Here is a 26,779-nt window from a genome sequence, read left to right as displayed (position 1 = left end):
TAACAATGACCGAACGACCAAGCGACGGAAAATGCAGGTGATCGAAAAGTGAAGACGATAACGCTAACTTATCCTTTAATCGGGGTCGGAGAAACCATCCCTGTTCAGCGGCAGATTCTGGCAATCGGACAATTCGACGGTCTTCATCTAGGGCATGTGAGCGTCATTCAACGTGCACTGGAATTGGGACGCAGCCTACAATTGCCGGTCGCGGTACTGACGTTCCACCCCCATCCGAAAGAAGTGATGGGCAAAGGCGATTACGAAGGCTACCTGACGCCTCTGCGCGACAAGGAAAGCATTCTGGAAGAGCTTGGCGTGGATTATATGTATGTGGGCGAATTTACGCCAGAATTTTCAAAAGTTCCTCCGTCTGATTTCGTGACCAAAGTGCTTCTTCCGCTCCAAGTGGCAACGGCAGTCGTTGGCTTCGATTTCCGGTTCGGGTTTATGGGTGAAGGTACTGCGGAAGCCATCCACCCGCTTAGCGGCGGGAAGATCGACGTCGAGACGGTTGCTCCGTTTTTACTGGAGGAAGAGAAAGTCGGCAGTTCCGGGATTCGCGCTGCGCTGAAGCTCGGTGATGCGGAGAAAGCCCATCGCTTGCTCGGTCGTCCTTATCGGGTGCGCGGCACTGTGGTAGGCGGAGATAAACGCGGTCGCACGATTGGCTTCCCTACAGCCAACGTCGACCCTTCAGGACATTATGTAACCCCTGCAAAAGGCGTGTACGCGGTGCGTTTCGGCCTTGAGGGGGAAGTCTACGGAGGCGTCATGAACGTGGGTGTTAAGCCGACGTTCACGGATGGCAGTATCAAGCCTACGTTCGAGACCCATCTGTTCGACTTTGATCGTAGTATTTACGGTGAAGACGTTTGGATTGACCTGGTGCAGTACATCCGTCCTGAACGAAAGTTTTCGGGAATTGACGAGCTTGTGGCGCAGATTGCCAAAGATGCCGATGAAGCGCGCGGCATTCTTAACCAGTAAGCGTTCGATTTTTATAGCATGATGGTTTACTTTTCAGTAAACGTTTGTTATACTGATTTACGTTGCTTGCGTTCACGTAAGTAACTTAACCATGGCTTGGTTTCTGGCTTTCACCGGCCGATACGAGGCTTTTGGGGATCAGATTTTCTAAATTATTTGGAGGTGAATTGGATGGCATTGACACAAGAACGTAAGAACCAACTGATCGAAGAGCACAGAACTCACGAATCCGATACAGGATCTCCTGAAGTTCAAGTTGCGATCCTGACGGAAAACATCGTTAACCTGACGGATCACCTGCGTACGCACAAGAAAGATCACCACTCGCGTCGCGGTCTTCTGAAAATGGTCGGACAACGTCGCAGACTGTTGGCTTACCTGAAAAACAATGATGTTAGACGTTATAGCGCACTGATCGAAAAACTCGGCCTGCGTCGCTAAAATTAAAAAGTTTTGCACAAGCAGCCTGGTTGTGAACCGTATGGTCTTTTTTGGAGCCGACGGCAGCAGCCAGGTTGTTTTTTATACTTAATGAATGAGCGAAGACGATCCGAGGAGGAGTTTCATGGAACAGCAAGTAGAAATGCAGCTTGGGGGACGTACCCTTACGCTGAAAACCGGTCGTTTGGCCAAACAAGCAAATGCAGCGGTAATGGTTCATTACGGCGAAACTGTCGTACTCTGCACCGTGACTGCCTCCAACCAGCCTAAAGATCTCGACTTTTTCCCTTTAACCGTGAACTATGAAGAAAGAATGTACGCGGTAGGTAAAATTCCAGGCGGATTTATTAAACGTGAAGGACGTCCAAGCGAAAAAGCGATTTTGGCAAGCCGTTTGACTGACCGTCCGATTCGTCCGTTGTTCCCGGAAGGTTTCCGTAACGACGTGCAAATTCAAAATATCGTAATGAGCGTGGATCATGATAACGAGCCGCAAATCGCGGCAATGATCGGAACTTCCGCAGCGCTTAGTATTTCCGATGTTCCGTTTGACGGACCGATCGGCGGCGTAGCCGTTGGACGCGTAGACGGTCAATTTGTCGTGAATCCGACGCAGGCTCAGCAAGAAGCAAGCGATCTGTACCTCGTGGTTGCAGGTACAAAAGACGCGATCATGATGGTTGAGGCGGAAGGCAACGAAGTTCCGGAAGAAGTCATGCTCGAAGCGATTATGTTCGGCCACGACGCGGTCAAAGAAATCGTAGCCAGCATCGAGCAGCTCGTCGAAAAAGCGGGCAAGCCGAAAATGGCAGTGAAGTTGCATGCCGTAGACGCTGAAGTCAACGAAGCGGTACGTGCTTTTGCCGCATCGCGTCTGGTTGAAGCTGTACGCATTGCCGAAAAGCATGCACGTCAAGATGCGATCGACGCGGTAAGCGAAGAAGCAATCACGCACTTCTCCGAATTGTATTTGGAAACACCGGACAAATTGGACGACGTCAAAGAAATTCTGCACGATATCGTAAAAGAAGAAGTTCGCCGCCTGATTACGCATGACAAGGTGCGCCCGGACGGACGCGGTCTGGCCGAAATTCGTCCGATCAGCTCCGACGTCGCGCTGCTGCCGCGCGTTCACGGTTCGGGTCTGTTCACGCGCGGACAAACGCAAGCGCTGAGCATCTGTACGCTGGGCGTATTGGGCGATTCGCAAACGCTTGACGGCGTTTCTCCGGAAGATACCAAGCGTTTTATGCACCATTACAACTTCCCTCCGTTCAGCGTCGGCGAAGCTCGTCCGCTCAGAGCGCCGGGTCGCCGCGAAATCGGACACGGAGCGCTCGGCGAGCGTGCACTGATGAAAGTTATTCCTTCGGAAACCGAATTCCCATATACAATCCGTCTCGTTTCCGAAGTGCTGGAATCGAACGGCTCCACGTCGCAAGCCAGCATCTGTGCCAGCACACTGGCGATGATGGATGCAGGCGTGCCGCTTAAAGCACCGGTTGCGGGTGTGGCGATGGGTCTGATCAAGGATGGCGACCATGTGTCGATCCTGTCCGACATCCAAGGCATGGAAGATCACCTCGGCGACATGGACTTCAAAGTTGCGGGGACAAAAGCCGGCGTAACCGCGATCCAAATGGATATCAAAATCGACGGCATCAGCCGCGAGATTCTGGCTGAAGCGCTGACGCAAGCTCGCGAAGGCCGCATGCACATCCTGGAGCAAATGCTTCAAGCCATTCAAACGCCTAGAGAAAAAATGTCGAAATACGCACCGAAGATCACGATCATCAACATCAAGCCGGATAAGATCCGCGATGTAATCGGTGCAGGCGGCAAGATCATCAACAAGATCATTGAAGAAACCGGCGTCAAGATCGATATCGAGCAGGATGGTCGCGTATTTATTGCTTCCAACGACGAAGACATGATCAACAAAGCTTCCGAGATCATTCAGAACATCGTGCGCGAAGTCGTAGTCGGCGAAGTGTACGAAGGTACCGTTCGCCGGATCGAAAAATTCGGCGCATTCGTCGAACTGATCCCTGGCAAAGACGGCCTCGTGCATATTTCGCAGCTTGCTGCGGAACGCGTAGCGAAAGTCGAAGATGTTGTGGCCGTTGGCGACAAGCTTCAAGTGAAAGTTACGGAGATCGATGCGCAAGGACGCGTTAACCTTTCGCATAAGATTCTGCTGAGCAACAACGCTCCTGCTAAATCCTAAATCAACAACATTTTATAAATGAACGAAAAAAGAGGCAGAATCATGTTCTGGCTCTTTTTTTATGCATACTTCGTCTTGCGGACATGACTTCGACCGACGGAAATACCGATGTCCAAACTTTGTTGAGTACAACGCGAAAATTTGCTAGGATAGAGTTTGCACGTTTATTTGAACCGATATCTATTGGTCGAGTGTACGGGAGGGAATAACGCTTTGGAAAAATATACGTTGAGCAACGGGCTGCGAGTGGTAGCCGAGCATATCCCGGGTTCGCGCTCGGTGTCGTTCGGCATCTGGGTCAAGAACGGATCTCGAAACGAGACGCAAGCCGATAACGGTATCTCGCACTTTATCGAGCACATGTTGTTCAAAGGCACGGACCGTTACAATGCAAGAGAGATCGCGGAGCAATTCGATGCGATCGGAGGCAATGTCAATGCCTTTACATCAAAAGAATATACGAGCTATTACGCCAAGGTATTGGATGAGCATCTTCCGATCGCTATGGATACATTGGCGGATATGTTCTTCAATTCCAAGTTCGATCCGGAAGAACTGGCGCGCGAAAAGAACGTAATCTTCGAAGAAATCTCGATGTATCTGGATGATCCTGACGATCTGGTGCATGATTTGATCGTGGAAGCCGCATACGAAGGCCATCCGTTGGCGATGCCGATTCTGGGTACGCAGGAACATCTGGAGGCTATGTCTTCGGATGATTTAATGGGGTTCATGAATGAGCGCTACACGATAAACAATACGATCTTAGCGATTGCAGGCAATCTCGGAGACGATATTCGAGAGCTTCTCGAGCGGCATTTCGGATCATTTCAGCGTCATGGCGAGGAGCAGTCGATTACGGTTCCGTCCTTCGACGGCGGACTTGTTTACCGGAAAAAGAAGACCGAGCAAAATCATATTTGCTTGGCTTTCCAAGGGTTCGGTTATGACGATCCGCGTCAATATGCGATGGCTTTGCTTAACAACTCGATCGGCGGCGGCATGAGCTCGAAGCTGTTCCAGGAGATTCGGGAGAAACGTGGGCTTGCGTATTCCGTTTACTCGTACCACAGTGCCCATATCGACAGCGGATACTTCACGATCTATGCGGGAACCGCACCGAAACAAACCGCGGAGGTCCTGCAATTAACGCGTGAAGTGCTGCAAGATATACAAAGTAACGGGCTGAGCGAATCCGAGATTTTCAAAGGCAAACAGCAGCTTAAAGGCAGCTTGATCATGGGACTCGAAGGCAGCGGAAGCCGCATGAATCGCTTAGGCAAAAACGAGCTGATGCTCGGACGTCACGAGAGTATCGACGAGACGATCGCCAAGGTCGAAGCCGTTACGGAAAAAGACGTCCGTCTTGCGCTTGATCATTTGTTTGCCCAACCGTTCGCTGTAGCCATGGTCGGAAATTCCGATCGCGCGATTAACGCTTTAAGGAGAGATGAACTTGTCCCATCTAGTACAAATTAAACGATTTCCCGGTAATGAAGATCTGGCTTTGCCGCGTAAAATGACGGAACTTGCTGCGGGTTACGACCTGCAAGCCGCTGTTCTGGAGCCGATGGTACTGGCGCCGATGCAGCGCGCGCTCGTGCCTACCGGTATCGCGATTGCCATGCCGGGCGGACTCGAAGCCCAAATTCGTCCGCGCAGCGGCCTGGCATTCAAGCATGGGATTACTTGTTTGAATTCGCCGGGAACGATTGATGCGGATTACCGCGGAGAGATCAAAGTGCTGCTGATCAATCTGGGGCAAGAGCCGTTCACGATCGCTCGCGGCGAGCGGATTGCGCAGATGGTGTTCCAGGAAATTCCGGAGACAGCATTGACAGAAGTCGAAGAGTTGTCGGAGACGGTTCGGGGAACCGGCGGCTTTGGTCATACAGGCAAATAGAACTTTTTTTGCGGGAAGCCGCGGCTTCTTTCCAGTAAAGAAGCCGCGGGCTTTTTTCGCTTTTGCAGCGCTGACATCAAACGTGAACGTCTTGCATTTTATTTGGATACAAACTATGATATTCACAATGCAAACCTTGATGTTTAGCGATTTTGCCCCATATAAAGGAGAGACAAGCCAGATGTCGAATGAAACGTTTAACGTAGCCGTAGTCGGTGCGACCGGCGCCGTCGGTGAACAAATCCTCAGATTGCTCGAAGAGCGCAACTTCCCGATCAAGACCCTGAAACTGCTGTCTTCCGCGAGAAGCGCAGGCAGCAAGCTCAAGTTCAAGGGAGAAGAGGTGACGGTTGAAGAAGCGAAGCCGGAGAGCTTTGAAGGCGTGCAAATCGCGCTGTTCAGCGCAGGCGGCGACGTCAGCAAAGTTCTTATACCGGAAGCAATCAAGCACGGCACGGTATGCATCGACAATACGAGCGCATTCCGTATGGACCCGACAGCACCGCTCGTTGTCCCTGAAGTAAACGAGGAGAAAATCTTCGAGCATAACGGCGTCATCGCTAACCCGAACTGCTCGACGATTCAGATGGTTGCTGCGCTGAAGCCGCTCCAGGATCGCTACGGCCTTAAACGCATCATCGTTTCGACGTATCAGGCGGTGTCCGGTTCGGGTGCGAAGGCGATTGCCGAGCTGAACCGTCAAACCAAGGCCATTGTGAACGGAGAACCTGTAAACCCTGACGTGCTGCCGGTTGCTTCGCTTCCGGTTAAGCACCAGATCGCTTTCAACGCGGTTCCGCAGATCGATAAGTTTACGGAAAACGGCTTTACTTACGAAGAAATGAAAATGATCAACGAAACGAAAAAAATCATGGGCGACGAATCGATTCAAGTCACGGCGACTTGCGTGCGCATCCCGGTCGTATACGGACACTCGGAATCGGTTTATGTGGAGCTGGGTTCGGAATACGACTTGCAGGAAGTGCGTTCGCTGCTTGAAAACGCACCAGGCATCACGGTTGTCGACGATCCGGCCAATCAGGCTTATCCGCTTGCAACCGATGCTGCGGGCAAAAACGATGTGTTTGTCGGTCGTTTGCGTCGCGATCTCGATTCGCCGACCGGCCTGAACTTGTGGATCGTCTCGGACAATCTGCTTAAAGGCGCGGCATGGAATGCGGTGCAGATCGCAGAAATTATCGCGGCACGTTCACAGCAGGCTTAACGAAAGGAAGAGAACATGGCTATTCGGGTTCAGAAATTCGGCGGAACGTCGCTCTCTTCGGAAGAAGCGAGAGCGCACGTCGTCCGTCATGTTCAGCGCGAGTTGGCTGCCGGCTATCAGCTGGTAGTCGTCGTATCCGCTATGGGACGCAGCGGCGATCCTTATGCGACCGACACCTTGTTGGGATGGGCGGCTTCCACAAGCGGGAAGTCGCTGCCTGCCAAGGAAAAAGATCTGCTCATGGGCTGCGGGGAGATTATCTCTGCAGCTACGCTTTGCGGTATTTTGCACCAGGAAGGCATTGACGCAACCGTCTTGACGGGAGCGCAAGCCGGATTCATGACGGACAGCCACTTCGGCAACGCGCGGATTTTGGAGATGCGTCCGGAGCGAATCCTGCGCGAATTGCAGGATCATAGCGTGGTCATCGTGACCGGGTTCCAAGGACAAAACGAATACGGCGATCTGACGACGCTGGGACGGGGCGGCAGCGATACGTCGGCAACGGCGCTCGGCGCTGCCCTTCATGCGGAGATCGTCGATATCTATACGGATGTAAACGGCATTCTGACCGCCGATCCGCGCTTGGTCGAAGATGCCAAGCCGCTCGAAGTGGTGAGTTATACCGAGATCTGCAATATGGCTTACCAGGGGGCGAAGGTTATTCATCCTCGCGCCGTGGAAATTGCCATGCAAGCGCAAATTCCGGTTCGGGTTCGCTCGACGTTTTCGGAAGAGGAAGGCACGCTCGTCACGCATCCGGAGAATTTTGCCGATGTGTCGGCCGGCGTGATTGATCGCTTTGTAACCGGGATCGCATATGTAAACGGGGTGACGCAAATTACGGTCGAACAGCCGGACCCTAGCGGCCAGCTGTCGTTGAACGTATTCAAAGCGATGGCCGAAAATGCAATCAGCGTCGACTTTATCAACGTTACGCCGGTCGGTGCCGTCTACACGGTATTCGATTCGGAGGCGGAGCGTGCATTAACCGCGCTGCGGGGAATCGGTTATGAGCCGCGCGCGTTGAACGGTTGTGCGAAAGTGTCCGTGATCGGCGGAGGGATTAACGGCGTGCCGGGCATCATGTCGCATATCGTAGAAGCACTGACGCTGCAAAACGTACAAATTTTGCAGTCGGCAGACTCGAATACGACCATTTGGGTGTTGGTGAAAAAAGACGATATGGTTAAAGCGCTCAAAGCGCTGCATACCCGTTTTGAACTGCACCGTTAATTTTTAAAAGCAGATAGAGAGATCTTGACGCAGGAAAAAGGGGCGAATGGAAAATGGAGTTCGGACGTTTGATAACTGCCATGGTCACTCCTTTCGACAAGCAAGGGGAAGTCGCGTGGGACCAAGTTCCCGCGCTGATCGATATGTTGATTGAACAGCAGCGTACGGAGTCGATCGTCGTGTTCGGCACGACGGGCGAATCGCCTACGTTGACGGATGAAGAAAAGATCCAGCTTCTTGAAGTCTCGGTCCGCCATGCGGCGGGACGCTGTAAGATCATCGCCGGAACGGGCAGCAACGATACGCATCACAGTATCGAGCTGTCGCAAGCGGCGGAACGCGCCGGAGCAGATGGCTTGCTTCTGGTCGTGCCGTATTACAACCGACCTAATCAGGCTGGATTGTACGCGCACTTTTCCGCGATCGCACAGGCGACTTCGCTTCCGGTCATGTTATACAATGTGCCAAGCCGTACAGCTTCGAACCTCGAAGGAGCGACGACATTGCGTCTTGCGCAGCTGCCTAACGTCGTAGCGGTCAAAGAATGCGCTTCGATGGATCAGGTTGCGTACATCGCTGCAAACGCACCCGAAGGCTTCCGGATTTATTCGGGAGACGACGCTGCTTCGCTGCCCGCATTATCTGTCGGCGCCTACGGCATCGTCAGCGTAGCCAGTCACGTAGTCGGCGCGAAAATGAGCGAGATGCTCACCGCGCACGCGGGCGGCAACGCCGGCGAAGCAACACGCATCTACCACTCGCTGCTGCCCGTATTCAAAGGACTGTTCGCTTGCCCGCACCCGGTACCCAATCCGGTCGCGATCAAGTACGCTTTAACGCTTCGCGGCCTGCAAGTCGGCGGAGTCCGCTTGCCGCTCGTCGACGCAACAGAGGACGAAAAGAGTTATATTCAACACTTTATGGCCGATTTTGCTTAAAAGGCTTATGGTGTAAGCAAAGCGCTGTTTCCTCACGGAAACGGCGCTTTTTTTATTGAGGAAGATAGGTCTCCGAGTAGAGCGGATGGAAGAGGGGGTAATTCAGTAGAATTGAATGCTTTTCGAAGAAAGCCTTAAGCCTTAAAGTGTCGATAATATCAAAAGTAACTAGAAGCGAGAAGACGGAGAGAGAAATTCAGTGTAGGAGCGATAGCGATCGCCTTTGAAATCGAGAAAAACCAATCAAAGTTTCAATCCATTTTCTCGATTTCAACACGCGACCGAAACGAATTTCTCTCGCAGTCTTCTCGCTTCCCGCCCCCGAAGAGGGAATGACAGGGCTTTCGACTTGTATTTTGGGTTTTCATTCATGTATAATGGACGCAAGTGACTGGGTGCGGGTTATAGAAAAACAACACGAACCATATTTGACGGAGGTTCGTGCATCGGCTTGATCGGATGATATCGAGCGGCTTTTGCGTACAAAAAGCCCTCTCGAATCATCAACGATGAAAGTCCTTGTTCGAGCTATGCCAAAAACCGGAAAAATAGCAAACGTCCAACTTTTATAAAACAAATAGACTATGACTTTATTAGGAGGTTTACCTATCTTGGCAAAGAAAAATAATAATGCGGAGAAGTTAAGTATCTTCGCTCTTGGCGGCGTCGGCGAAATTGGTAAAAATATGTATGTCGTGCAATATGAAGATGATATCGTTGTCATCGATGCAGGCTTGAAATTCCCGGAAGAGGATATGCTCGGCATTGACCTTGTTATTCCGGATATCAGCTATCTGACGGAAAATCGCGATAAAGTAAAAGCGATCATCATTACGCACGGACACGAAGACCATATCGGCGGTCTGCCTTACGTAATGAAACATTTGAACGTGCCTTTGTATGCAACAAAACTCACGCTTGGCCTGATCGAAAACAAACTCCGCGAAGCAAACCTGCTTGGCGAAACTAAGCGCATTTTGATCAACGCAGATTCGGAACTGAAGCTGGGCAGCTCGCTGACCGCCACGTTCTTCAAAACCAACCATAGCATTCCGGACTCCGTCGGGGTATGCATCGAAACGCCGGAAGGCAACGTGGTTCATACAGGCGACTTTAAGTTCGACCATACGCCGGTTAATGATCAGTTCGCTGATCTGCAACGCATGGCGGAAATCGGCCAAAAAGGCGTACTCGCCCTGCTGTCGGACAGCACGAATGCCGAGAAGCCTGGATTCACGCCTTCGGAGCGCAGCGTAGGCGTCGTACTGGAAGATATCTTCCGTAAAGCTCGCCAACGCGTCGTTGTGGCGACGTTCGCTTCCAACGTGCACCGGATTCAGCAGGTCGTAAATGCCGCAATCGCGACAGATCGTAAAATCGTCGTCATCGGCCGCAGCATGGTTAACGTGGTGGCGATTGCTTCGGAACTCGGCTATCTGGAGATTCCGGAAGGCATGATCATCGAGCCGGAAGAAATCAACCGCATCGGCGCGGACCGCGTGGCGATTCTTTGCACGGGCAGCCAAGGCGAACCGATGTCGGCACTCAGCCGCATGGCGCGTTCCACGCACCGTAAAGTGGACATTTTGCCAGGCGATACCGTTATCATCGCGGCAACGCCGGTACCGGGCAACGAAAAATACGTCGGCCGCACAATCGATGCTCTATTCCGTTTGGGTGCGGAAGTCATCTACAGCGGATCGAACAAAGGCGTTCACGTATCCGGTCACGGTTCCCAAGAAGAACTGAAGCTGATGCTGAACCTGATGCGTCCGAAATTCTTTATCCCGATCCACGGCGAATACCGCATGCTGCGCAAGCACGCGCAACTGGGTGAATCCGTCGGCGTCGAACCGGATAATATCTTCCTGGTGGATATCGGGGATGTCGTTGAAATCCAGAACGGCGAAGCGCGCAAAGCAGGCAAAGTACCTTCCGGCAACGTTTTGATCGACGGATTGGGTGTCGGCGATGTGGGCAATATCGTGCTGCGCGACCGCAAACTGTTGTCGCAAGACGGCATTCTCGTTGTCGTGGTTACGCTCAGCAAGCAGGACGGACGCATCGTTTCCGGTCCGGACATCATCTCGCGCGGTTTCGTGTACGTGCGCGAATCGGAAGGACTGCTGGATGAAGCAAATCGCGTCGTGACCAGCACGCTGCAACGTCTGATGAGCGAAAACGTCAACGAATGGGCTTCGCTCAAATCGGGCGTCAAAGATTCGCTGGGACGCTTCCTGTTCGACCAAACGCGTCGTCGTCCGATGATCCTGCCGATCATTATGGAAGTTTAATCAAAATTTCAAAGCTTAACTTAGGCGACGTTGCGAAATATTTTGCAACGTCGCCGTTTTTTTATGCGCGAAAAATCTTACATAGGATCGACTGGATAAGAAGCAGGCGTTCGAATCTAAACCAACGATTTGTCGCATCATACATGAGATCCAACAAGCTTATGGAAGTCGATTATAGAAGAAGGTTTTTCTCTGCCTTTTGGCGAACTTATGTGCTATTATGGGAAGAGTGTGTCAAAGCCGGGGGGGATCGAAGTGGCTCAGAAAAAAAGTACGGGGACCAGGACTGGCAGCAGCAAAGCCCGTTCTAGCGGCAGCCGCACAACATCAACAAAAAACAAAAAAAAGAAACCGGGTTCGCTTGCAAGCGCCCTTAAATACGAAATTTACGGCATTGTGCTGATTACGTTATCGGTGATCGGGTTGTCGGGACAAGCTTTTATCGGTCAACTGCTGTCCGCAGGTTTTGGATTAGTGTTGGGAAAAGCTTATGCGGTGATTCCTGTGCTCGGTATTTATACCGGATTATATCTCATGATTCGACGAGGATTGCCTTACGGATGGAGTGCGCGCAAGTCGGGCCTGTTGTTGGTTTCCCTGGCCGGCGTGCTCATGCTTTCGATCGGCGAAGCGCAGAGTCATATCGAACTGGAAGGACAGATGAGCGCGGGCGGGATTTTGTCTGCTGCACAAGGAGATCTGCACCGCTCCCTAATTGCGCCGAACGCGGAAATGAGCCAGATCACTCCCTTTTTAAGACCGATTGGCGGAGGGTACTTCGGAGCATTGCTCCTGTCTCTTTTGTATCTGATGGTCGGCATGACGGGAGCGAAGTTGGCTTCAGGAGTGCTGCTGATTATCGGTGTTATGCTGATCACGCAGATGTCGTACGTCGACTTGATGAATATGATTCGTCGCAAAGCAGGTGAAGCCGCGCGTTCCGCCGGAGAGCGTCTGAAGGAAGAACGGCAAGTTGCGCAGCAGCGCAAGATCGAAGCGGAAAAGAAAGCTGAAATTCGGGCAAAAGAAAAAGCGGAAGCTGAAGAGAAACGCCTCGCTGCCTTTTCGAAGTCCGAGGGAGAGGAAGCGGAAGAAGCAAACCGTAACCTTACTGGAGTTTTGAGAGGTCGAAAGAAAAAGCTTGCAGCAGAATCGGAAGAACAGGAAGATTTGCCGCAGCGCGAAGGTTTTAAAATTACGGGCGTTTACCGGGTACCTAGCGAGCTGAAAGAACGACAAACGAATGAAGCTTTAAAAACTTCAGTTGAACCGAGTGAAATTCAGCCTGATTCAACTGCTGCTCCAAGCGAGGCTTTGCCCGATCGAGATCGACAAGGCCCGATTATTCGTGATTTCTTCGAACATATCCGATCCGAGAAGTCTCGTACAGCCGAGTCTGATCAGGGTTCGACATTAACGGTAGACGATGACGCCGATGATTTTGTAGAATCGATAGCGCTGTCGAGTTCGGCCGCAAATCCAATGGTTGCCGATGGCGTTATCAATCCTATAGAAGCAGCTTCCTCAGTCGGTGCAGAAGCCGTGCTTCCCGAAGGAGACCCGTCGATTCCGGCGACAGCCGGCGAGCTTGCGGAAGCCCCGATCAAGCCGCCGCCCAAGCCGTATAAGCTGCCGCCGCTGAAATTGCTTGCCTTGCCGAAAGAAGACGAGAACGCATCAGCCAATCAAGCGGATTATATGCAGACGGCGCATAAGCTGGAAACGACGCTCGAAAGCTTCGGCGTCCGGGCGCGCGTGCTGGAAGTAGTGCGCGGTCCGGCCGTTACCCGCTACGAGATCCAGCCCGACGTCGGCGTGAAAGTCAGCCGAGTCGTCGGTCTGACCGATGATATCGCGTTGGCGCTCGCGGCCAAAGACATTCGGATGGAAGCTCCGATTCCGGGCAAGTCGGCGATCGGGATTGAAGTGCCGAACAACGAAGTTTCGATGGTCACCATGCGCGAAGTCATGGACACCTCCGTGTTCGCCGATGCGCCTTCGAAGCTCACCGTAGCGTTCGGCCGAGACATTTCCGGTCAGACGATTGTCGGCAACCTTGCCCGGATGCCCCATTTGCTGGTGGCCGGGGCAACCGGTTCGGGTAAGTCGGTTTGCATCAACGGCATTATCGCCAGCATCTTGTACAAAGCGAAGCCGGACGAAGTCAAGTTCCTGATGGTCGATCCCAAAATGGTCGAGTTGAATATTTATAACGGGATTCCGCATCTGCTTGCACCGGTCGTCACTGATCCTAAACGGGCATCGCTTGCTTTGAAAAAAATCGTGGTCGAGATGGAAAAAAGGTACGAACTTTTCTCCAAATCGTCAACGCGCAATATCGAAGGCTATAACACGCTGATGAAAGACAATCCATCCGCCGTTCTCCCGTATATCGTAGTCATCGTCGACGAGTTGGCGGACTTGATGATGGTTGCAGCCGGCGATGTGGAAGACGCGATCGCCCGTCTTGCTCAAATGGCGCGTGCAGCAGGGATTCACTTGATCATCGCGACGCAGCGACCGTCGGTCGATGTCATCACGGGAGTCATCAAAGCGAATATCCCGTCCCGGATCGCTTTCGGCGTATCCTCGCAGGTCGACTCGCGCACGATCCTCGATATGGGCGGCGCGGAAAAACTGCTCGGCCGCGGCGATATGCTGTTTATGCCGATGGGCGCGTCGAAGCCGGTCCGGGTGCAAGGCGCTTTCTTAAGCGATAACGAAGTGGAAGAGATCGTGGCTTATTGCAGCGGACAAGCGGAAGCGGAGTACGATACGGATCTGGTTCCGGAAATCGACGACAACGCCGCTGAACCGGAAGAAGTGTTAGACGATTTGTATGATCAGGCGGTACAAATCGTGGTGGAAGCCAAGCAAGCCTCCGTCTCATTGCTTCAGCGGCGCATGAGAGTCGGCTACACGCGCGCCGCGCGTTTGGTCGACTCGATGGAAGCCCGCGGTATCGTCGGCCCGTACGAGGGCAGCAAGCCGCGTGAGGTGCTGATTTCGATCGAACAGCTCCAGGCGAGTCGCGCAGCGGCAAATTCGTAACAAAGAAAAGATTTCGATGTCTGCAAAAGGAACCCGATTTCCTTCGCAGCGTCGAAGTCTTTTTTTATCCGTTCAATGATTCCTTTTCACCGATGTTCGTTGCTTCGCGCCCCTCATAAGTTGATTCCGCTCTTCGCGGTAGTATAAAATAGTCAAGAATGGTTAAAGAGTCAATGGGCATCAAATATTCGAGCGGAATTCGCCAAAAGTCTAAGGAGTGATAATGATGAGTACCCCAGGATTTGAACGGGCAGCAGAAGGTCGGATTCGTATCCATGTATTGCCGACCAAGAGCTTCAAAACGTTCGCCGTTTCCTTATATGCCGGAGCCCCGCTTCAGGAAGAAACCGTAACGCCGATTGCGCTGACACCTTTTGTGCTGCGCCGGGGCAACGCTTCTTACCCGGAGACGATCTTGTTCCGCGAGCGTTTGGAAGAGCTGTACGGAGCCGGATTCGGCTTTGATGTATACAAAAGAGACGGCAGTCAGATCGTGCAGTTCCGTATGGATACGATTAATGACGCTTTCGTAAGCACGGATGAGCCGCTTTTGGAGAGTTCGCTGGCATTCCTCGGCGAGACGCTTACCCGACCTGCTTTGGAAAATGGCGTGTTCAAGCCTAAATTCGTTGATGCCGAACGCGATAACGTACGCAAAAAGCTCGACGCGATCATCAACAACAAAGCCCGTTATGCAGGCGTGCGCTGCGTGGAGGAGATGTTCGCGGGCGAATCCTATCGCTTGAACGCTCTCGGCAAACGCGAAGCGCTGGAAAATCTCGACGCGGCAGTACTGCATGACTCTTACCGCAAATGGTTGTCGGAAGCTTCGCTGGATCTTTATGTGGTAGGCGACACGACATTGGATGAAGTACGGAGCATCGTGCATAAGCATTTCGACGTAGCCGGACCGGGACATTCCCCATACACCTACGCCGGAAGCGAGAAAAACGAAGGGGTCGGCAATCCGCATATCGTCAAAGAAGTGATGGACGTCTCGCAAGGCAAATTGAACATCGGGTTCAAGACCTCGATCGATTATGCGGACGACCGTTACGCGGCAGCACTGGTATATAACGGTGTACTGGGCGGATACCCGCACTCCAAGCTGTTCCAAAACGTGCGCGAAAAAGCGAGCCTGGCCTACTATGCGTCGTCGCAATACGAGCCGCATAAGGCGTTCGGCACGATTCAATCGGGTATCGAAATCGGCAACTACGACCGCGCGCTCGACATCATCCGCGTGCAGCTCGACGCGATGAAAGCCGGCGAAATCACGGAAACGGAACTGAGCCAAACTCAAGCGATGTTGGGTAACGATCTGCGCGAAATTCGCGATTCCGCTTTCCAGATGATTCATCATGACTTCGGAGGACGTCTGTCGGGACGGGAACGCGCGGTGTCCGAGTTGATCGAGCAAGTGGAGAGCATGACGACGCAGCAGGTAGCCGAAGCGGCACAGAATTTCCGACTCGACACCATTTACTTTTTGACCGGAAAAGAGGGGGAATAACGATGGAGCGCATTGTCTACGAGCATCTGCAAGAAACTTTGTATTATGAAAAACTGGATAACGGGCTCGGCGTCTACGTGCTGCCGAAGGAAGGTTTCCAGAAGACGTACGCGACGTTTTCGACGAACTACGGATCGGTCGATAACCGATTCCGGGTGGCCGGGCAGGAAGAGCATCGTGTACCGGACGGTATCGCCCACTTTTTGGAGCATAAAGTCTTTGAAGAACCGGACGGCGACGTTTTCCTGAAATTTTCGACGCAAGGGGCTTCGTCTAACGCTTTTACGAGTTTCGATCAGACGGTTTACCTATTCTCGGCGACCGAAAAGATCGAAGAAAACCTGGAAACGCTGATCAATTTCGTGCAAAACCCGTATTTCACCGACGAAAATGTGGAAAAGGAAAAAGGCATCATCGGCCAGGAAATCCAGATGTATCAGGATAATCCGGATTGGCGCGTGTATTACGGGTTGATCGAAGCGCTGTACAGCGTGCATCCCGTCCATATCGACATTGCGGGCACGGTCGAATCGATCAGTGAAATCTCCAAGGAAACGCTGTATGCCTGCTACAATACGTTTTACCATCCGAGCAACATGCTGCTGTTTGTCGTAGGCGGCGTTGATCCCCAGAAGGTAATCGAGCAGGTCAAACGCAATCAGGATGCAAAAAATTACGGTTCGCAAGCCGAAATCGAACGTTTCTTCGACCCGGAACCGGAACAAGTGTCCCAAGAGCGCAAAGAGTTGAATCTTCCGGTATCGCTGCCCAAGTGCTTGTTCGGGTTCAAAGACCCGGCGCCGAAGGTAAGCGGAACGGAGCTGGTCAAGCTGGATCTGACGACGGAAGTGATGCTTGATCTGCTGCTCGGAAACAGTACGCCGCTGTATCAAAAGCTGTACGAAGAGGCTTTGATCACGGACGGTTTCGGCGGTGATTTCCGCGCAACGCCGGAGTATGCGTTCTCCGTGATCGGCGGCGATACGCGCGATCCGGATCTGTTGATCGAACGCATTCGCGAAGAAGCGGCTAAGCTGGCGGAGACCGGCTTTGACGAGAAAGCTTTCGAACGCGCGCGCAAAAAGAAAATCGGCGGTTACCTGCGCATGCTCAATTCGCCCGAAAACATTGCGCACGAGTTCACCCGTTACAAGTTTGCGGGCGGCGATCTGTTTACGGTGCTGGAACTCTATGAAAACATGACGCTGGACGAGGTTAATGCCCGCCTTCGCGAACATATTCGTTGGGATCGCCACGCGGTATCCATCGTGCGCGGCGCATGATGGAGGACGCGGAGAAAAAAGGACGGCGAAAGCCGTCCGATTCCTGCGTGCTCGTTACCGGAGCTTCCGGCGGTATCGGTTCGGCGATCGCGGAGCGATTTGCGCTGGACGGTTGCCGGATCGCGCTGCATTATTCAACGTCTGAAGAAGCCGTTCGTTCAGTTGCTGATCGGTGTATCTCGCTTGGAGCCGCTCAAGTATGGACTGCACGGGCAGACATAAGCAAGCGTGCTGAAGTGCTGCGGATGCGTGATGAATTGAAAGCAGAGGGCTTTGTGCCGAATGTGCTGGTCAACAACGCTGGCGTCGCGCATTACGGGATGCTCCAGGACGTAACGGACGAAGAATGGGATCATGTGATGAACGTGAATCTCAAAGGAACCTTTTTATGCTGTCAGGCTTTTATGGATGCGATGGTATCGGGCAAATACGGGCGAATCATCAATATGTCATCCGTATGGGGCCTCAGCGGCGCGTCTTGCGAAGTCATCTATTCTACAGCAAAAGGGGGAATCAACGCCTTTACCAAGGCGCTTGCCAAAGAACTCGCCCTGTCGGGCGTTTCGGTAAATGCGGTGGCTCCGGGAGCCGTACGAACAGCAATGCTGGATACTTTATCGGCCGAGGAATTGAACGCGTTGGCAGAAGAAATTCCGGTAGGTCGTTTGGCAGAACCGCGCGATATTGCGGAAACGGTACATTTCCTTGCTTTGCCGGAATGCGGGTACATGACGGGACAGATTTTAAGCCCGAACGGCGGTTGGATCACCTGAGCGAAAATCTTCGTCTATTGCTGGATTTATGGACGCTCATAAAGATTAAGAATCTGTTTCTTGCGTTTAAACGGCATTTTTAATATCATTAGACGAAGGTTGAAGGGTTAGCCTTAACCTGGATTCAGGGTTCAAAATTGCGCGTGACACGGAAGAGAGATGGATCATGGAAACCAAACAATGGTATATGGAATATCGCATACATAAGAATCGTCCGGGTCTTCTCGGGGACATTGCGTCGATTCTGGGGATGCTGGAAGTCAATATCATCACCATCAACGGCGTTGAAGGCCGTACCCGCGGGATGCTGCTGGAGACGACGGACGACGAGAAGATTCAACTGCTCGGCGATATGTTGAAGAAGGTCGACAGCGTGACGGTGACGGCGCTCCGTCCGCCGAAACTTGTCGACATTTTGGCGGTGCGCCACGGCCGATACATCGATCGCGACTCGGATGATCGCAAGACATTCCGTTTTACGCGCGACGAACTCGGCCTGCTGGTTGATTTTCTGGGCGAGTTGTTCAAGCGGGAAGGCAATCAGGTGATCGGTCTGCGCGGGATGCCCCGGGTCGGAAAAACCGAATCGATCATTGCCGGCAGCGTATGCGCGATGAAGCATTGGACGTTCGTATCCTCGACGCTGCTGCGTCAAACGGTGCGCAGCCAGATGTCCGAAGACGAGATGAATCCCAACAATGTATTTATCATCGACGGCATTGTAAGCACTATTCGTTCGAACGAGAAGCATTACCAATTACTGAATGAAATCATGGCGATGCCTTGCACGAAAGTGATCGAGCACCCGGATATTTTCATGCGCGAGTCGGATTACGACTATGCCCAGTTTGACATGATTATCGAACTGCGCAGCACGCCGGACGAAGAGATCGTTTATGATACGTTCGCTACGAGTTATACCGACGACATCTAGGGAATCTGAACCGTATCCGGCTATCCGGACGGTTTTGAATACAACGAGGGGGGATGAACGGAATGTCCGATCTGGGACAACAGTTAAAAGACGCCCGTATGCAAAAAGGGCTGTCGCTTGAAGACGTACAGGAAATGACCAAAATCCGTAAACGCTATTTGGAGGCGATCGAGCAGGGGGACTTCAAAGTTCTGCCCGGGAGCTTCTATGTACGAGCCTTTATCAAAACCTATGCGGAAGCCGTAGATCTTGATCCGGAGCTGCTGCTGCAAAATCATCCTAAGGACGTACCGGCAGCCGAGCCTGAAAACGTGATGGAGCCTGTGTTGACTAAACGCTCCGCCCGGACTTCGGCTGGCGGAGGACCGGCACGCAGCGGCGGAAGCCGGGGCGAAGGCAGCAAAGGCCTTTCGACCGCGCTGATGTGGACATTCCCGATTTTGATTTTGCTGATCGTGGGCATTGTCTATTTCAATAACACGAAAGACGCTCCGGAAACCGCAGGTACGGGTGAAGAAACGACAGCGCAGCAGCCGGCCGACAATTCGACGACCGAGCCAGCTGGAGAAGAAGCGGCTGATCCGGGCACGACCGGCGGCGGCGTTCAGACTCCGGGCACGGATACGCCGGAAGGTACCGATGCCACAACCCCTCCGGCTGACGGCACGGAAACGGCGACGCCTCCTGCGGACAACACGACGCCGCCAACCGAAGGAACCGAAACGGGAACGGCCGAAGGAACGGATCCTGCCGCGCCGGGAACCGACGAAGCCGGGCAAACGGGAGAAGAAGGCACGGAAGATACGGGTACCGCACCGAACACCAGCGGATCCACGGTCGTGACGCCTGCCGGACAAGAAGGCAAAACGACGGTCTTTAATGCGCAGCCTGCGCAAGGCGGAACGGTCAAAGTTACGATCAACGCGAGCGGCATGAGTTGGTTGGAAGTTTACCGCGGCAGCACAAGCGGGGAGAAACTGTATTATCAGAATACGCAGGAAGGCGAAGCTTTGACGTTCGATATGGACGCGCAAGGGCTGTACATCAAGTCCGGGTACTCGCCGGTAACGGATATTCGGATCGACGGTCAACCGATCACGGATGGAAAAACCACTTCGCGCTTCAAAGTTAATTTGGTTAATTAAATTAAGGTATGCACCGGAGGGTTCGTGCTAGCGCGAGCCCTCCGCAGGTTGTTTCAAAATAATGCGACTTCGGGAAGGAAGAGGACCCATGGCTTCGGAAAGCTCAATGGACATCGTATCCAAAATGGATATGCAAGAACTCAAAAACGCAATCGATCAGGCAGAGCGCGAAATTACGAGCCGCTTTGACTTCAAAAATACCAAGACCAGTTTTGAATTGGAAAAAGATTCGTTGACGATCATTTCGGATGACGAATATAAATTGGGAGCGGTTATCGATATTCTCCAATCCAAAATGATCAAACGCGGCGTACCTTTCAAAAACCTCGATTTCGGTAAAGTCGAATCGGCGTCTTTGAATACGGTTCGTCAAAAAATGGGATTAAAATCCGGCATCGAGTCCGATAACTCCAAAAAGATCAATACATTGATTCGCGACTCGAAGTTGAAAGTCAAAAGTCAAATCCAAGGCGACCAAATCCGCGTAACTTCGAAAAGCAGAGATGATCTGCAGGCCGTCATGAAGCTGCTGCGCGAAGCCGACCTGTCGATCGAATTGCAATTCACCAACTTCAAGTAAATACAAAGTATCGGCACCCTTCGTTTTCCTTTCGGAATGCGGAGGGTGTTTTGTTTTAGCCAGCAAGCGTTTTGACACCAAAAGTTTCGGATATTATACTTGTAACGGCATGTCTTCGTGCTTTTAGAGCGTTTACGGGGGTACATATAATTAGAATGTCGGGCACAGACCCGATCGGAAGGAATGGATAACCAATGAATCTTCCCAATCGTATCACGCTAAGTCGAATTTTTATGATCCCGATCATGATGGTATTTCTTCTGGTAGATTTACCGTTTCTGCCGGAACCGCTTGTATGGGGGGGAGTCGAACTGGGCTGGGGGCAGTTGATTGCCTGCATCATCTTCATCATTGCATCGTGTACCGACGGGATCGACGGTTACATTGCACGCAGCCGTAACCTGGTCACGAATCTGGGCAAGTTGATGGACCCGCTCGCAGACAAACTTCTTGTCTCCGCGGCGTTTATTTCACTGGTTCAAATGGATAAGCTTGCCGCATGGATGGCGATTGTCATCATCAGCCGCGAGTTTGCCGTAACCGGCCTTCGCCAAATTGCCTTGCTGGACGGTTCGGTCATGGCAGCCGGTGCAGGAGGAAAGATCAAAACAGTATTGCAAATCGTTGCGATTTCTTTGTTGCTGCTGAATAATCTTCCGTTTGAAATGTGGGGAATTCCGGCTGCGGACATTTTTGCTTGGGCAGCCGTGATCGTTACTGCTTACACGGGCGTTGATTATTTTGTTCGTAACCGTCGATTGTTGAAATAGGATCCGACGCAAAAGTCCCTATATTTGGTAGAAGCCAATCTTTTACACTGGAGTGTGACCTATTATGAAAGCAGAAATCATCGCAGTAGGAACTGAACTTTTGCTTGGGCAAATCGTAAATACGAATGCGCAGTATCTCTCTCAGGAATTGGCGGCGATCGGTATTGATGTTTATTTTCAAACGGTTGTCGGCGACAACAAAGAGCGCCTGAAAGAAGCGATTCGACAGGCTCAAGGGCGCGCGGACGTGCTTGTTTTCTCTGGCGGAATCGGGCCGACTCAAGATGATTTGACCAAAGACGCGATCGCTGAGGTGCTTGGACGCGAATTGCGCACGGACCGTCCGGCCATGGATAAGCTTACGGAATTTTTTGCCGACCGGGGCGTTCCCATGACGGAGAACAATAAACGCCAGGCGCTTGTGATCGACGGCTGCACGCCGCTGCCGAATGCTACGGGGCTTGCGGTGGGAGTCGCGATCAGTTCCGATTCGCACCATTATATCGTTCTTCCAGGTCCTCCGAGCGAATTGAAACCGATGTTCGCGGATCAAGCCAAGTCTTGGTTGCTGCATCAGGTATTGACCGGCGAGATGCCGATCTACTCGCGTATCCTGAAATTCGCGGGAATCGGCGAATCGGCATTGGAAGACAAGCTGCTTGATCTAATCGATGCGCAGACCGACCCTACAATCGCTCCCTACGCCAAAGAAGGCGAGGTCGCTATTCGCCTATCCACCAAGGCGGAAAACATCCAGGAAGCCAACGTAAGGCTCACTGCATTGGAGGTTCAGATTCAAAGCCGGTTATCCGAGCATATGTATGCGAGCGAAGATGTTCCCATCGAAGAGACGATCGTCAAGATGATGGCGGACATGGGACTGACCGTCAGCGCCGCGGAGAGCTGCACGGGCGGTATGGTGATGCAGAGCCTGACGACGATTCCGGGCAGCGCAGCAATGCTTCGCGGCGGAATTGTTTGCTATTCCAATGAAATGAAGGAAAAGTTGCTGAACGTGCCTCATGATTACTTGGAAGGCACGGATGCGCCGGGAGCGGTCAGCGAAGAAGTGGCAGTCGTTTTGGCGGAACAGGTACGGATGATCGCGGATGCGGATTTCGGCCTGTCCGTCACCGGCGTGGCCGGCCCGGGTTATTCCGAACGCAAGCCGGTGGGACTCGTGTATATCGGGATAGCCGAAAAGGGCGGTAAAACGGAAGTGTTCGAACTCCGCATCAAAGGCAATCGGGAAACGATACGCAAGCGTTCGACAAAAACGCTGCTTTACCGCTTATGGAGACGATTGGTACAGGCGGAGAAACAAGGCTAAACAAAGGGCACGGCGTTTGACCCCGCATGCGGGCTTTGGTATAATAAGGGTACGGAAGAACCGCGGCGATACCACAGATTGCCCGCGGTTTTTTTGTGGAATGGGGGGCTTTTTTGCTTCTTGTTTCAAAGGATTAAGGATAATAAGCGAACATTCGTCGTTCTTGAAAAAATACGAATATATGTTCGAAAAATGCTTGGCAAACCCGTTCAAAAGCGGTATGATAGATGTATGGAAAAGCTGTAACGAATACGAAAAATACTATGAAGATAAGGGTGTGGATATATTGTCAGATCGTCGTGCTGCGCTTGATATGGCGCTTCGCCAAATAGAGAAACAATTCGGTAAGGGTTCCATCATGAAGCTTGGGGAATCCACGCATATGAACGTTGAAGTCGTGCCTACCGGCTCGATCTCGCTGGACGTGGCTTTGGGAACGGGCGGCATGCCGCGTGGCCGTATCATCGAAATTTACGGACCGGAATCTTCGGGTAAAACAACGGTTGCCCTTCACTCGGTAGCGGAAGTTCAAAAAGCAGGCGGACAAGCAGCGTTTATCGATGCCGAACACGCCCTTGATCCGAAATACGCACGTAAGCTGGGCGTTAACGTGGATGAACTTCTGCTTTCGCAACCTGATACGGGCGAACAAGGCTTGGAAATCGCTGAAGCGCTCGTTCGCAGCGGCGCGGTTGACATCATCGTTATCGACTCCGTAGCGGCACTCGTACCAAAAGCGGAAATCGAAGGCGAGATGGGTGATTCGCACGTAGGTCTGCAAGCTCGTCTGATGTCGCAGGCATTGCGTAAATTGTCCGGCGCAATCAGCAAGTCGAACACGATTGCGATCTTCATCAACCAATTGCGCGAGAAAATCGGCGTAATGTTTGGTAACCCGGAAACAACGCCAGGTGGCCGCGCTTTGAAATTCTATTCCAGCGTACGTCTGGATGTACGCCGCATCGAATCCATCAAAATGGGTAATGATGTAGTGGGTAACCGTACTCGTATCAAAGTTGTAAAAAACAAAGTCGCGCCTCCGTTTAAACAAGCGGAAGTGGATATCATGTACGGCGAAGGCATCTCGAAAGAAGGCAGCCTGATTGATATGGGTACAGACATGGACATCGTTGAAAAAAGCGGTGCCTGGTACTCGTATTCCGGCGAACGTTTGGGTCAAGGCCGCGAGAACGCCAAGCAATTCCTCAAAGAGCATAAAGACATTGCGTTCGCGATCGAAACCAAGATTCGCGAAGCGAGTAATCTGACAACGGCGATTGAGCCTCCGACAGAAGCTGACAAAAAGGCTGAAGAACAGGAAGAGCAAGAGCTGCTGGAACTGGAATAGTCGTCTTTTGAAGGCTTATTGCCGAATAGATTTAAGCGCCCCGGCCTTTTGTGGCTTGGGGCGCTTTATTTGGTTTGATTATTTTACACGAATGAAAAGAGGGATAACATGGCATTCGGGAAAAGAAGCTACGGCAATCGTCGTAATTATAAACAAAGCGAGTCCACGGAAGAGGAAGAAAACAAAAAAGCGCGTCGTGAAGAGCGCCTGAATCATTTCGGCGATTTTCCGGAAGATGAATCGCAGGAGGTTACACTGGTTGAATTGCTGAGGCGTCCGGTGAATAGCTATCGCATTTATTTCGGTCCGCATTATGTTACCGTGCATGAATCAACCATGATTCGTTACGGAATGACGAAAGGCAGTTTTTTTGATAAAGATGCCGTGCAAGAGATCGTGCAAGACAATGAGCAGCAAGTGGCTTACTCGCAGGCATTGAATTATTTAAGCTTTAAGCCGCGTACCTCCGGCGAGATTGAACAAAAACTGCTTGAGAAAGAACTGGATCCGGAAGCCGTTGCTGCTACCGTTAAACGCCTGGTGGACGAAAAACTGATTGACGATGCCTTTTATGCGCAGGAATGGACAAGGCAGCGTATTAACGGGAAGAAAAAAGGCAAAGTCGTAGTTAAACAGGAACTTCGGCGCAAAGGCATCGATCCCGAACTGATTGACGATGCGTTAGAAGCGATGGGAGACGACGCCGAGCTTCGAAGTGCCGAAGAACTGGCTGCAAAAAAGTGGCGTACAACCAAGGGAGAACTGTGGGATCGCAAACGTAAAACTGCTGCTTTTATCATGCGGAGAGGCTTTTCCAGCGATATCGCTCGTAAAGCATTGGACCACGTATTGAGCAGCGAAGGAGAGGACTCCGAAGGGTTGGGAACTGAATTCGATTGAACATGGGAAAGTGCGGACCAAGCAAATTTGGCAATAGCTTGACAACAACTTTTGACGAAGACTACAATAAATGAGGAACGTGTTCGGAGCGAAAGCCTTTTTCCTTCCAAAAATGCGCTTTCGTCAGCCGTCGCTTCTGCCTAATCGACTCTCCCCCGCTTGCAAAAGTCGGGCTCGGCAGCCGGTGTTCGTTAAGCCGTCTTGCCTTATGGGAACAGCCTTGGGCTGGACCTTGAATGGACGAATGAGGGTATGAAAACCGAATGTTTTATCCCGAGGAATACCTTGGAGGAATCAACGAGGAGGTGAGCAGAAATGGAAAGTTTCTGGGTCGCGATTCTCGTTGGAGTCGTAGCCTTATTCTTAGGGTTCCTGATCGGATATTTTATTCGCAAATCTCTTGCTGAAGCTAAGATTTCCAGTGCCGAGCAAGCCGCGGAAAAAATCGTAGAAAATGCGAAAAAAGACGCGGAGGCACTGAAAAAAGAAACGGTTCTGGAAGCGAAAGACGAAGTGCACCGGATCAGAACCGAAGCTGAAAAAGACATTCGTGAACGTCGGAATGAAAATCAACGACTAGAGAGACGATTGTTGCAGAAAGAAGAGTCGCTGGATAAAAAATTGGAATCGCTGGAACGCAAAGAAGAACAGGTGGCGAACAAAGAGAAACGCATTGAAGAAACCAAGCAACAGATCGAAAAAACGCTTGCGCAGCAGTTGGCCGAGTTGGAGCGTATTTCCAACCTGACGACCGACGACGCAAGAACCATCATTTTGAGCAGCGTGGAACAAGAAACTCGCCACGAAGCCGCGCAGATGATGAAAGACATCGAGACGCAAGCCAAAGAGGAAGCGGATCGCAAAGCCAGAGAAATCATTTCGCTCTCGATTCAGCGTTGTGCTGCAGACCATGTCGCCGAGACGACGGTGTCTGTCGTGACTCTGCCTAATGAGGAAATGAAGGGCCGCATTATCGGCCGTGAAGGTCGCAACATCCGCGCGCTGGAGACGTTGACGGGGATTGACCTCATCATCGACGATACGCCGGAAGCCGTGATCTTGTCCGGTTTCGATCCGATTCGTCGAGAAATCGCACGTACGGCACTCGAAAAGCTTGTTGCCGACGGACGTATTCACCCGGCACGGATCGAGGAAATGGTCGAGAAATCGCGCAAAGAAGTCGACGAGCGTATTCGCGAATATGGCGAACAAGCAACGTTCGAAGTCGGCGCGCACGGCTTGCATCCGGATCTGATCAAGATTCTGGGTCGGCTGCGTTTCCGTACCAGTTACGGACAGAACGTGCTCAAGCACTCGATGGAGGTTGCTTACTTGGCCGGCCTGATGGCCGGAGAACTGGGTCAGGACGTTACGCTCGCAAGACGTGCCGGCCTGCTGCATGACATCGGCAAAGCGCTTGACCATGAAGTGGAAGGTTCGCACGTCGAAATCGGCGTCGAGCTTGCCAAAAAATACAAAGAGCATCCTGTGGTGATCAACAGCATCGCATCCCACCACGGCGATACAGAAGCGACTTCGATTATCGCCATGCTGGTCGGAGCAGCAGACGCATTGTCTGCGGCAAGACCGGGAGCACGTCGCGAGACCTTGGAGACCTACATTCGCAGACTCGAAAAGCTGGAAGAGATTTCCGAGTCGTTCGAAGGCGTCGAAAAGTCTTTTGCCATTCAGGCAGGGCGCGAAGTGCGCGTAATGGTGCAGCCTGACCGCATCGGTGATGCCGAAAGCTTCAAGCTGGCACGTGATATCACGAAGAAGATCGAGAATGAACTGGATTATCCGGGTCATATCAAAGTCACCGTCATTCGTGAAACGCGAGCAGTCGAATACGCGAAGTAACACGGCAATGCCCGCGGTTACCCAGCCATTCGCAATGC

At 52.1% G+C, this 26,779-nt stretch carries 21 protein-coding genes; all 21 read left to right on the top strand.

Features of this window, described 5'->3' with window-relative positions; all coding sequences use genetic code 11:
* Nucleotides 1-48 precede the first annotated feature (48 nt).
* The 21 genes from SACSAC_RS00245 (at nucleotide 49) to rny (ending at nucleotide 26,741) form a co-directional block, all read left to right on the top strand.
* Nucleotides 49-990, top strand: coding sequence for a bifunctional riboflavin kinase/FAD synthetase (locus SACSAC_RS00245; RefSeq protein WP_037282262.1), 942 nt, complete (start codon nucleotides 49-51; stop codon nucleotides 988-990).
* 171 nt (nucleotides 991-1,161) lie between these two features.
* Nucleotides 1,162-1,431, top strand: a complete 270-nt coding sequence (gene rpsO / locus SACSAC_RS00240; RefSeq protein ID WP_037282261.1) for a 30S ribosomal protein S15 — start codon at nucleotides 1,162-1,164, stop codon at nucleotides 1,429-1,431.
* Nucleotides 1,432-1,555: 124 nt separating this feature from the next.
* Nucleotides 1,556-3,658, top strand: a complete 2,103-nt coding sequence (locus tag SACSAC_RS00235) for a polyribonucleotide nucleotidyltransferase (protein ID WP_037282258.1) — start codon at nucleotides 1,556-1,558, stop codon at nucleotides 3,656-3,658.
* 213 nt (nucleotides 3,659-3,871) lie between these two features.
* Nucleotides 3,872-5,137, top strand: coding sequence for a M16 family metallopeptidase (locus SACSAC_RS00230; protein ID WP_037282256.1), 1,266 nt, complete (start codon nucleotides 3,872-3,874; stop codon nucleotides 5,135-5,137).
* Nucleotides 5,115-5,561, top strand: coding sequence for a dUTP diphosphatase (gene dut, locus SACSAC_RS00225; RefSeq protein WP_211251325.1), 447 nt, complete (start codon nucleotides 5,115-5,117; stop codon nucleotides 5,559-5,561). Before SACSAC_RS00230 ends, dut begins: the two co-directional genes overlap by 23 nt.
* 181 nt (nucleotides 5,562-5,742) lie before the next feature.
* The gene (locus tag SACSAC_RS00220) at nucleotides 5,743-6,786 is read left to right on the top strand and encodes an aspartate-semialdehyde dehydrogenase (protein WP_037282251.1); all 1,044 of its coding nucleotides are present in this window, start codon (nucleotides 5,743-5,745) and stop codon (nucleotides 6,784-6,786) included.
* Nucleotides 6,787-6,801: 15 nt separating this feature from the next.
* A complete protein-coding gene (dapG, locus tag SACSAC_RS00215) occupies nucleotides 6,802-8,022 on the top strand; it encodes an aspartate kinase (protein ID WP_037282248.1) in 1,221 nt (406 codons plus the stop codon).
* A gap of 53 nt (nucleotides 8,023-8,075) precedes the next feature.
* A complete protein-coding gene (gene dapA / locus SACSAC_RS00210; RefSeq protein ID WP_037282244.1) occupies nucleotides 8,076-8,960 on the top strand; it encodes a 4-hydroxy-tetrahydrodipicolinate synthase in 885 nt (294 codons plus the stop codon).
* Between the two features lie 611 nt (nucleotides 8,961-9,571).
* Complete coding sequence (locus SACSAC_RS00205) at nucleotides 9,572-11,254, top strand: ribonuclease J (protein ID WP_037282241.1); 1,683 nt, start codon at nucleotides 9,572-9,574, stop codon at nucleotides 11,252-11,254.
* 384 nt (nucleotides 11,255-11,638) lie between these two features.
* The gene (locus SACSAC_RS00200; protein ID WP_051507435.1) at nucleotides 11,639-14,305 is read left to right on the top strand and encodes an FtsK/SpoIIIE family DNA translocase; all 2,667 of its coding nucleotides are present in this window, start codon (nucleotides 11,639-11,641) and stop codon (nucleotides 14,303-14,305) included.
* 226 nt (nucleotides 14,306-14,531) lie between these two features.
* Entirely contained in the window at nucleotides 14,532-15,818 is a 1,287-nt protein-coding gene (gene yfmF / locus SACSAC_RS00195; RefSeq protein WP_037282233.1) for an EF-P 5-aminopentanol modification-associated protein YfmF, read from the top strand.
* A 2-nt stretch (nucleotides 15,819-15,820) separates the two neighbouring features.
* Nucleotides 15,821-17,101 carry an EF-P 5-aminopentanol modification-associated protein YfmH gene (gene yfmH, locus SACSAC_RS00190; RefSeq protein WP_037282230.1) on the top strand — a complete coding sequence of 427 codons (1,281 nt, stop codon included), beginning with the start codon at nucleotides 15,821-15,823 and terminating at the stop codon, nucleotides 17,099-17,101.
* A complete protein-coding gene (gene ymfI, locus SACSAC_RS00185; protein WP_037282227.1) occupies nucleotides 17,101-17,874 on the top strand; it encodes an elongation factor P 5-aminopentanone reductase in 774 nt (257 codons plus the stop codon). The genes yfmH and ymfI overlap by 1 nt, the downstream gene beginning before the upstream one ends.
* Before the next feature lie 166 nt (nucleotides 17,875-18,040).
* Nucleotides 18,041-18,808 (top strand): YmfK family protein, encoded by a 768-nt coding sequence (locus tag SACSAC_RS00180; protein WP_037282224.1) that lies wholly within the window; start codon nucleotides 18,041-18,043, stop codon nucleotides 18,806-18,808.
* Nucleotides 18,809-18,870: 62 nt separating this feature from the next.
* Nucleotides 18,871-19,953 (top strand): helix-turn-helix domain-containing protein, encoded by a 1,083-nt coding sequence (locus tag SACSAC_RS00175; RefSeq protein WP_037282222.1) that lies wholly within the window; start codon nucleotides 18,871-18,873, stop codon nucleotides 19,951-19,953.
* Between the two features lie 88 nt (nucleotides 19,954-20,041).
* Nucleotides 20,042-20,533, top strand: a complete 492-nt coding sequence (locus SACSAC_RS00170; protein ID WP_037282220.1) for a YajQ family cyclic di-GMP-binding protein — start codon at nucleotides 20,042-20,044, stop codon at nucleotides 20,531-20,533.
* Between the two features lie 194 nt (nucleotides 20,534-20,727).
* Complete coding sequence (pgsA, locus tag SACSAC_RS00165; RefSeq protein WP_037282217.1) at nucleotides 20,728-21,303, top strand: CDP-diacylglycerol--glycerol-3-phosphate 3-phosphatidyltransferase; 576 nt, start codon at nucleotides 20,728-20,730, stop codon at nucleotides 21,301-21,303.
* A 64-nt stretch (nucleotides 21,304-21,367) separates the two neighbouring features.
* Nucleotides 21,368-22,633: a competence/damage-inducible protein A gene (locus tag SACSAC_RS00160; RefSeq protein WP_037282213.1), complete on the top strand. Its 1,266-nt coding sequence runs from the start codon at nucleotides 21,368-21,370 to the stop codon at nucleotides 22,631-22,633.
* Nucleotides 22,634-22,919: 286 nt separating this feature from the next.
* A complete protein-coding gene (gene recA, locus SACSAC_RS00155; protein ID WP_037291665.1) occupies nucleotides 22,920-23,981 on the top strand; it encodes a recombinase RecA in 1,062 nt (353 codons plus the stop codon).
* Nucleotides 23,982-24,089: 108 nt separating this feature from the next.
* Nucleotides 24,090-24,881 carry a regulatory protein RecX gene (locus tag SACSAC_RS00150; RefSeq protein WP_037282210.1) on the top strand — a complete coding sequence of 264 codons (792 nt, stop codon included), beginning with the start codon at nucleotides 24,090-24,092 and terminating at the stop codon, nucleotides 24,879-24,881.
* Nucleotides 24,882-25,196: 315 nt separating this feature from the next.
* Nucleotides 25,197-26,741 carry a ribonuclease Y gene (rny, locus tag SACSAC_RS00145; RefSeq protein ID WP_037282207.1) on the top strand — a complete coding sequence of 515 codons (1,545 nt, stop codon included), beginning with the start codon at nucleotides 25,197-25,199 and terminating at the stop codon, nucleotides 26,739-26,741.
* Nucleotides 26,742-26,779 lie beyond the last annotated feature (38 nt).

Source organism: Saccharibacillus sacchari DSM 19268, assembly GCF_000585395.1.
Taxonomy (GTDB): Bacteria; Bacillota; Bacilli; order Paenibacillales; family Paenibacillaceae; genus Saccharibacillus; species Saccharibacillus sacchari.
The sequence above is the reverse complement of the archived record's forward strand: the minus strand, read 5'-3'. Positions and strand labels throughout refer to the sequence as shown.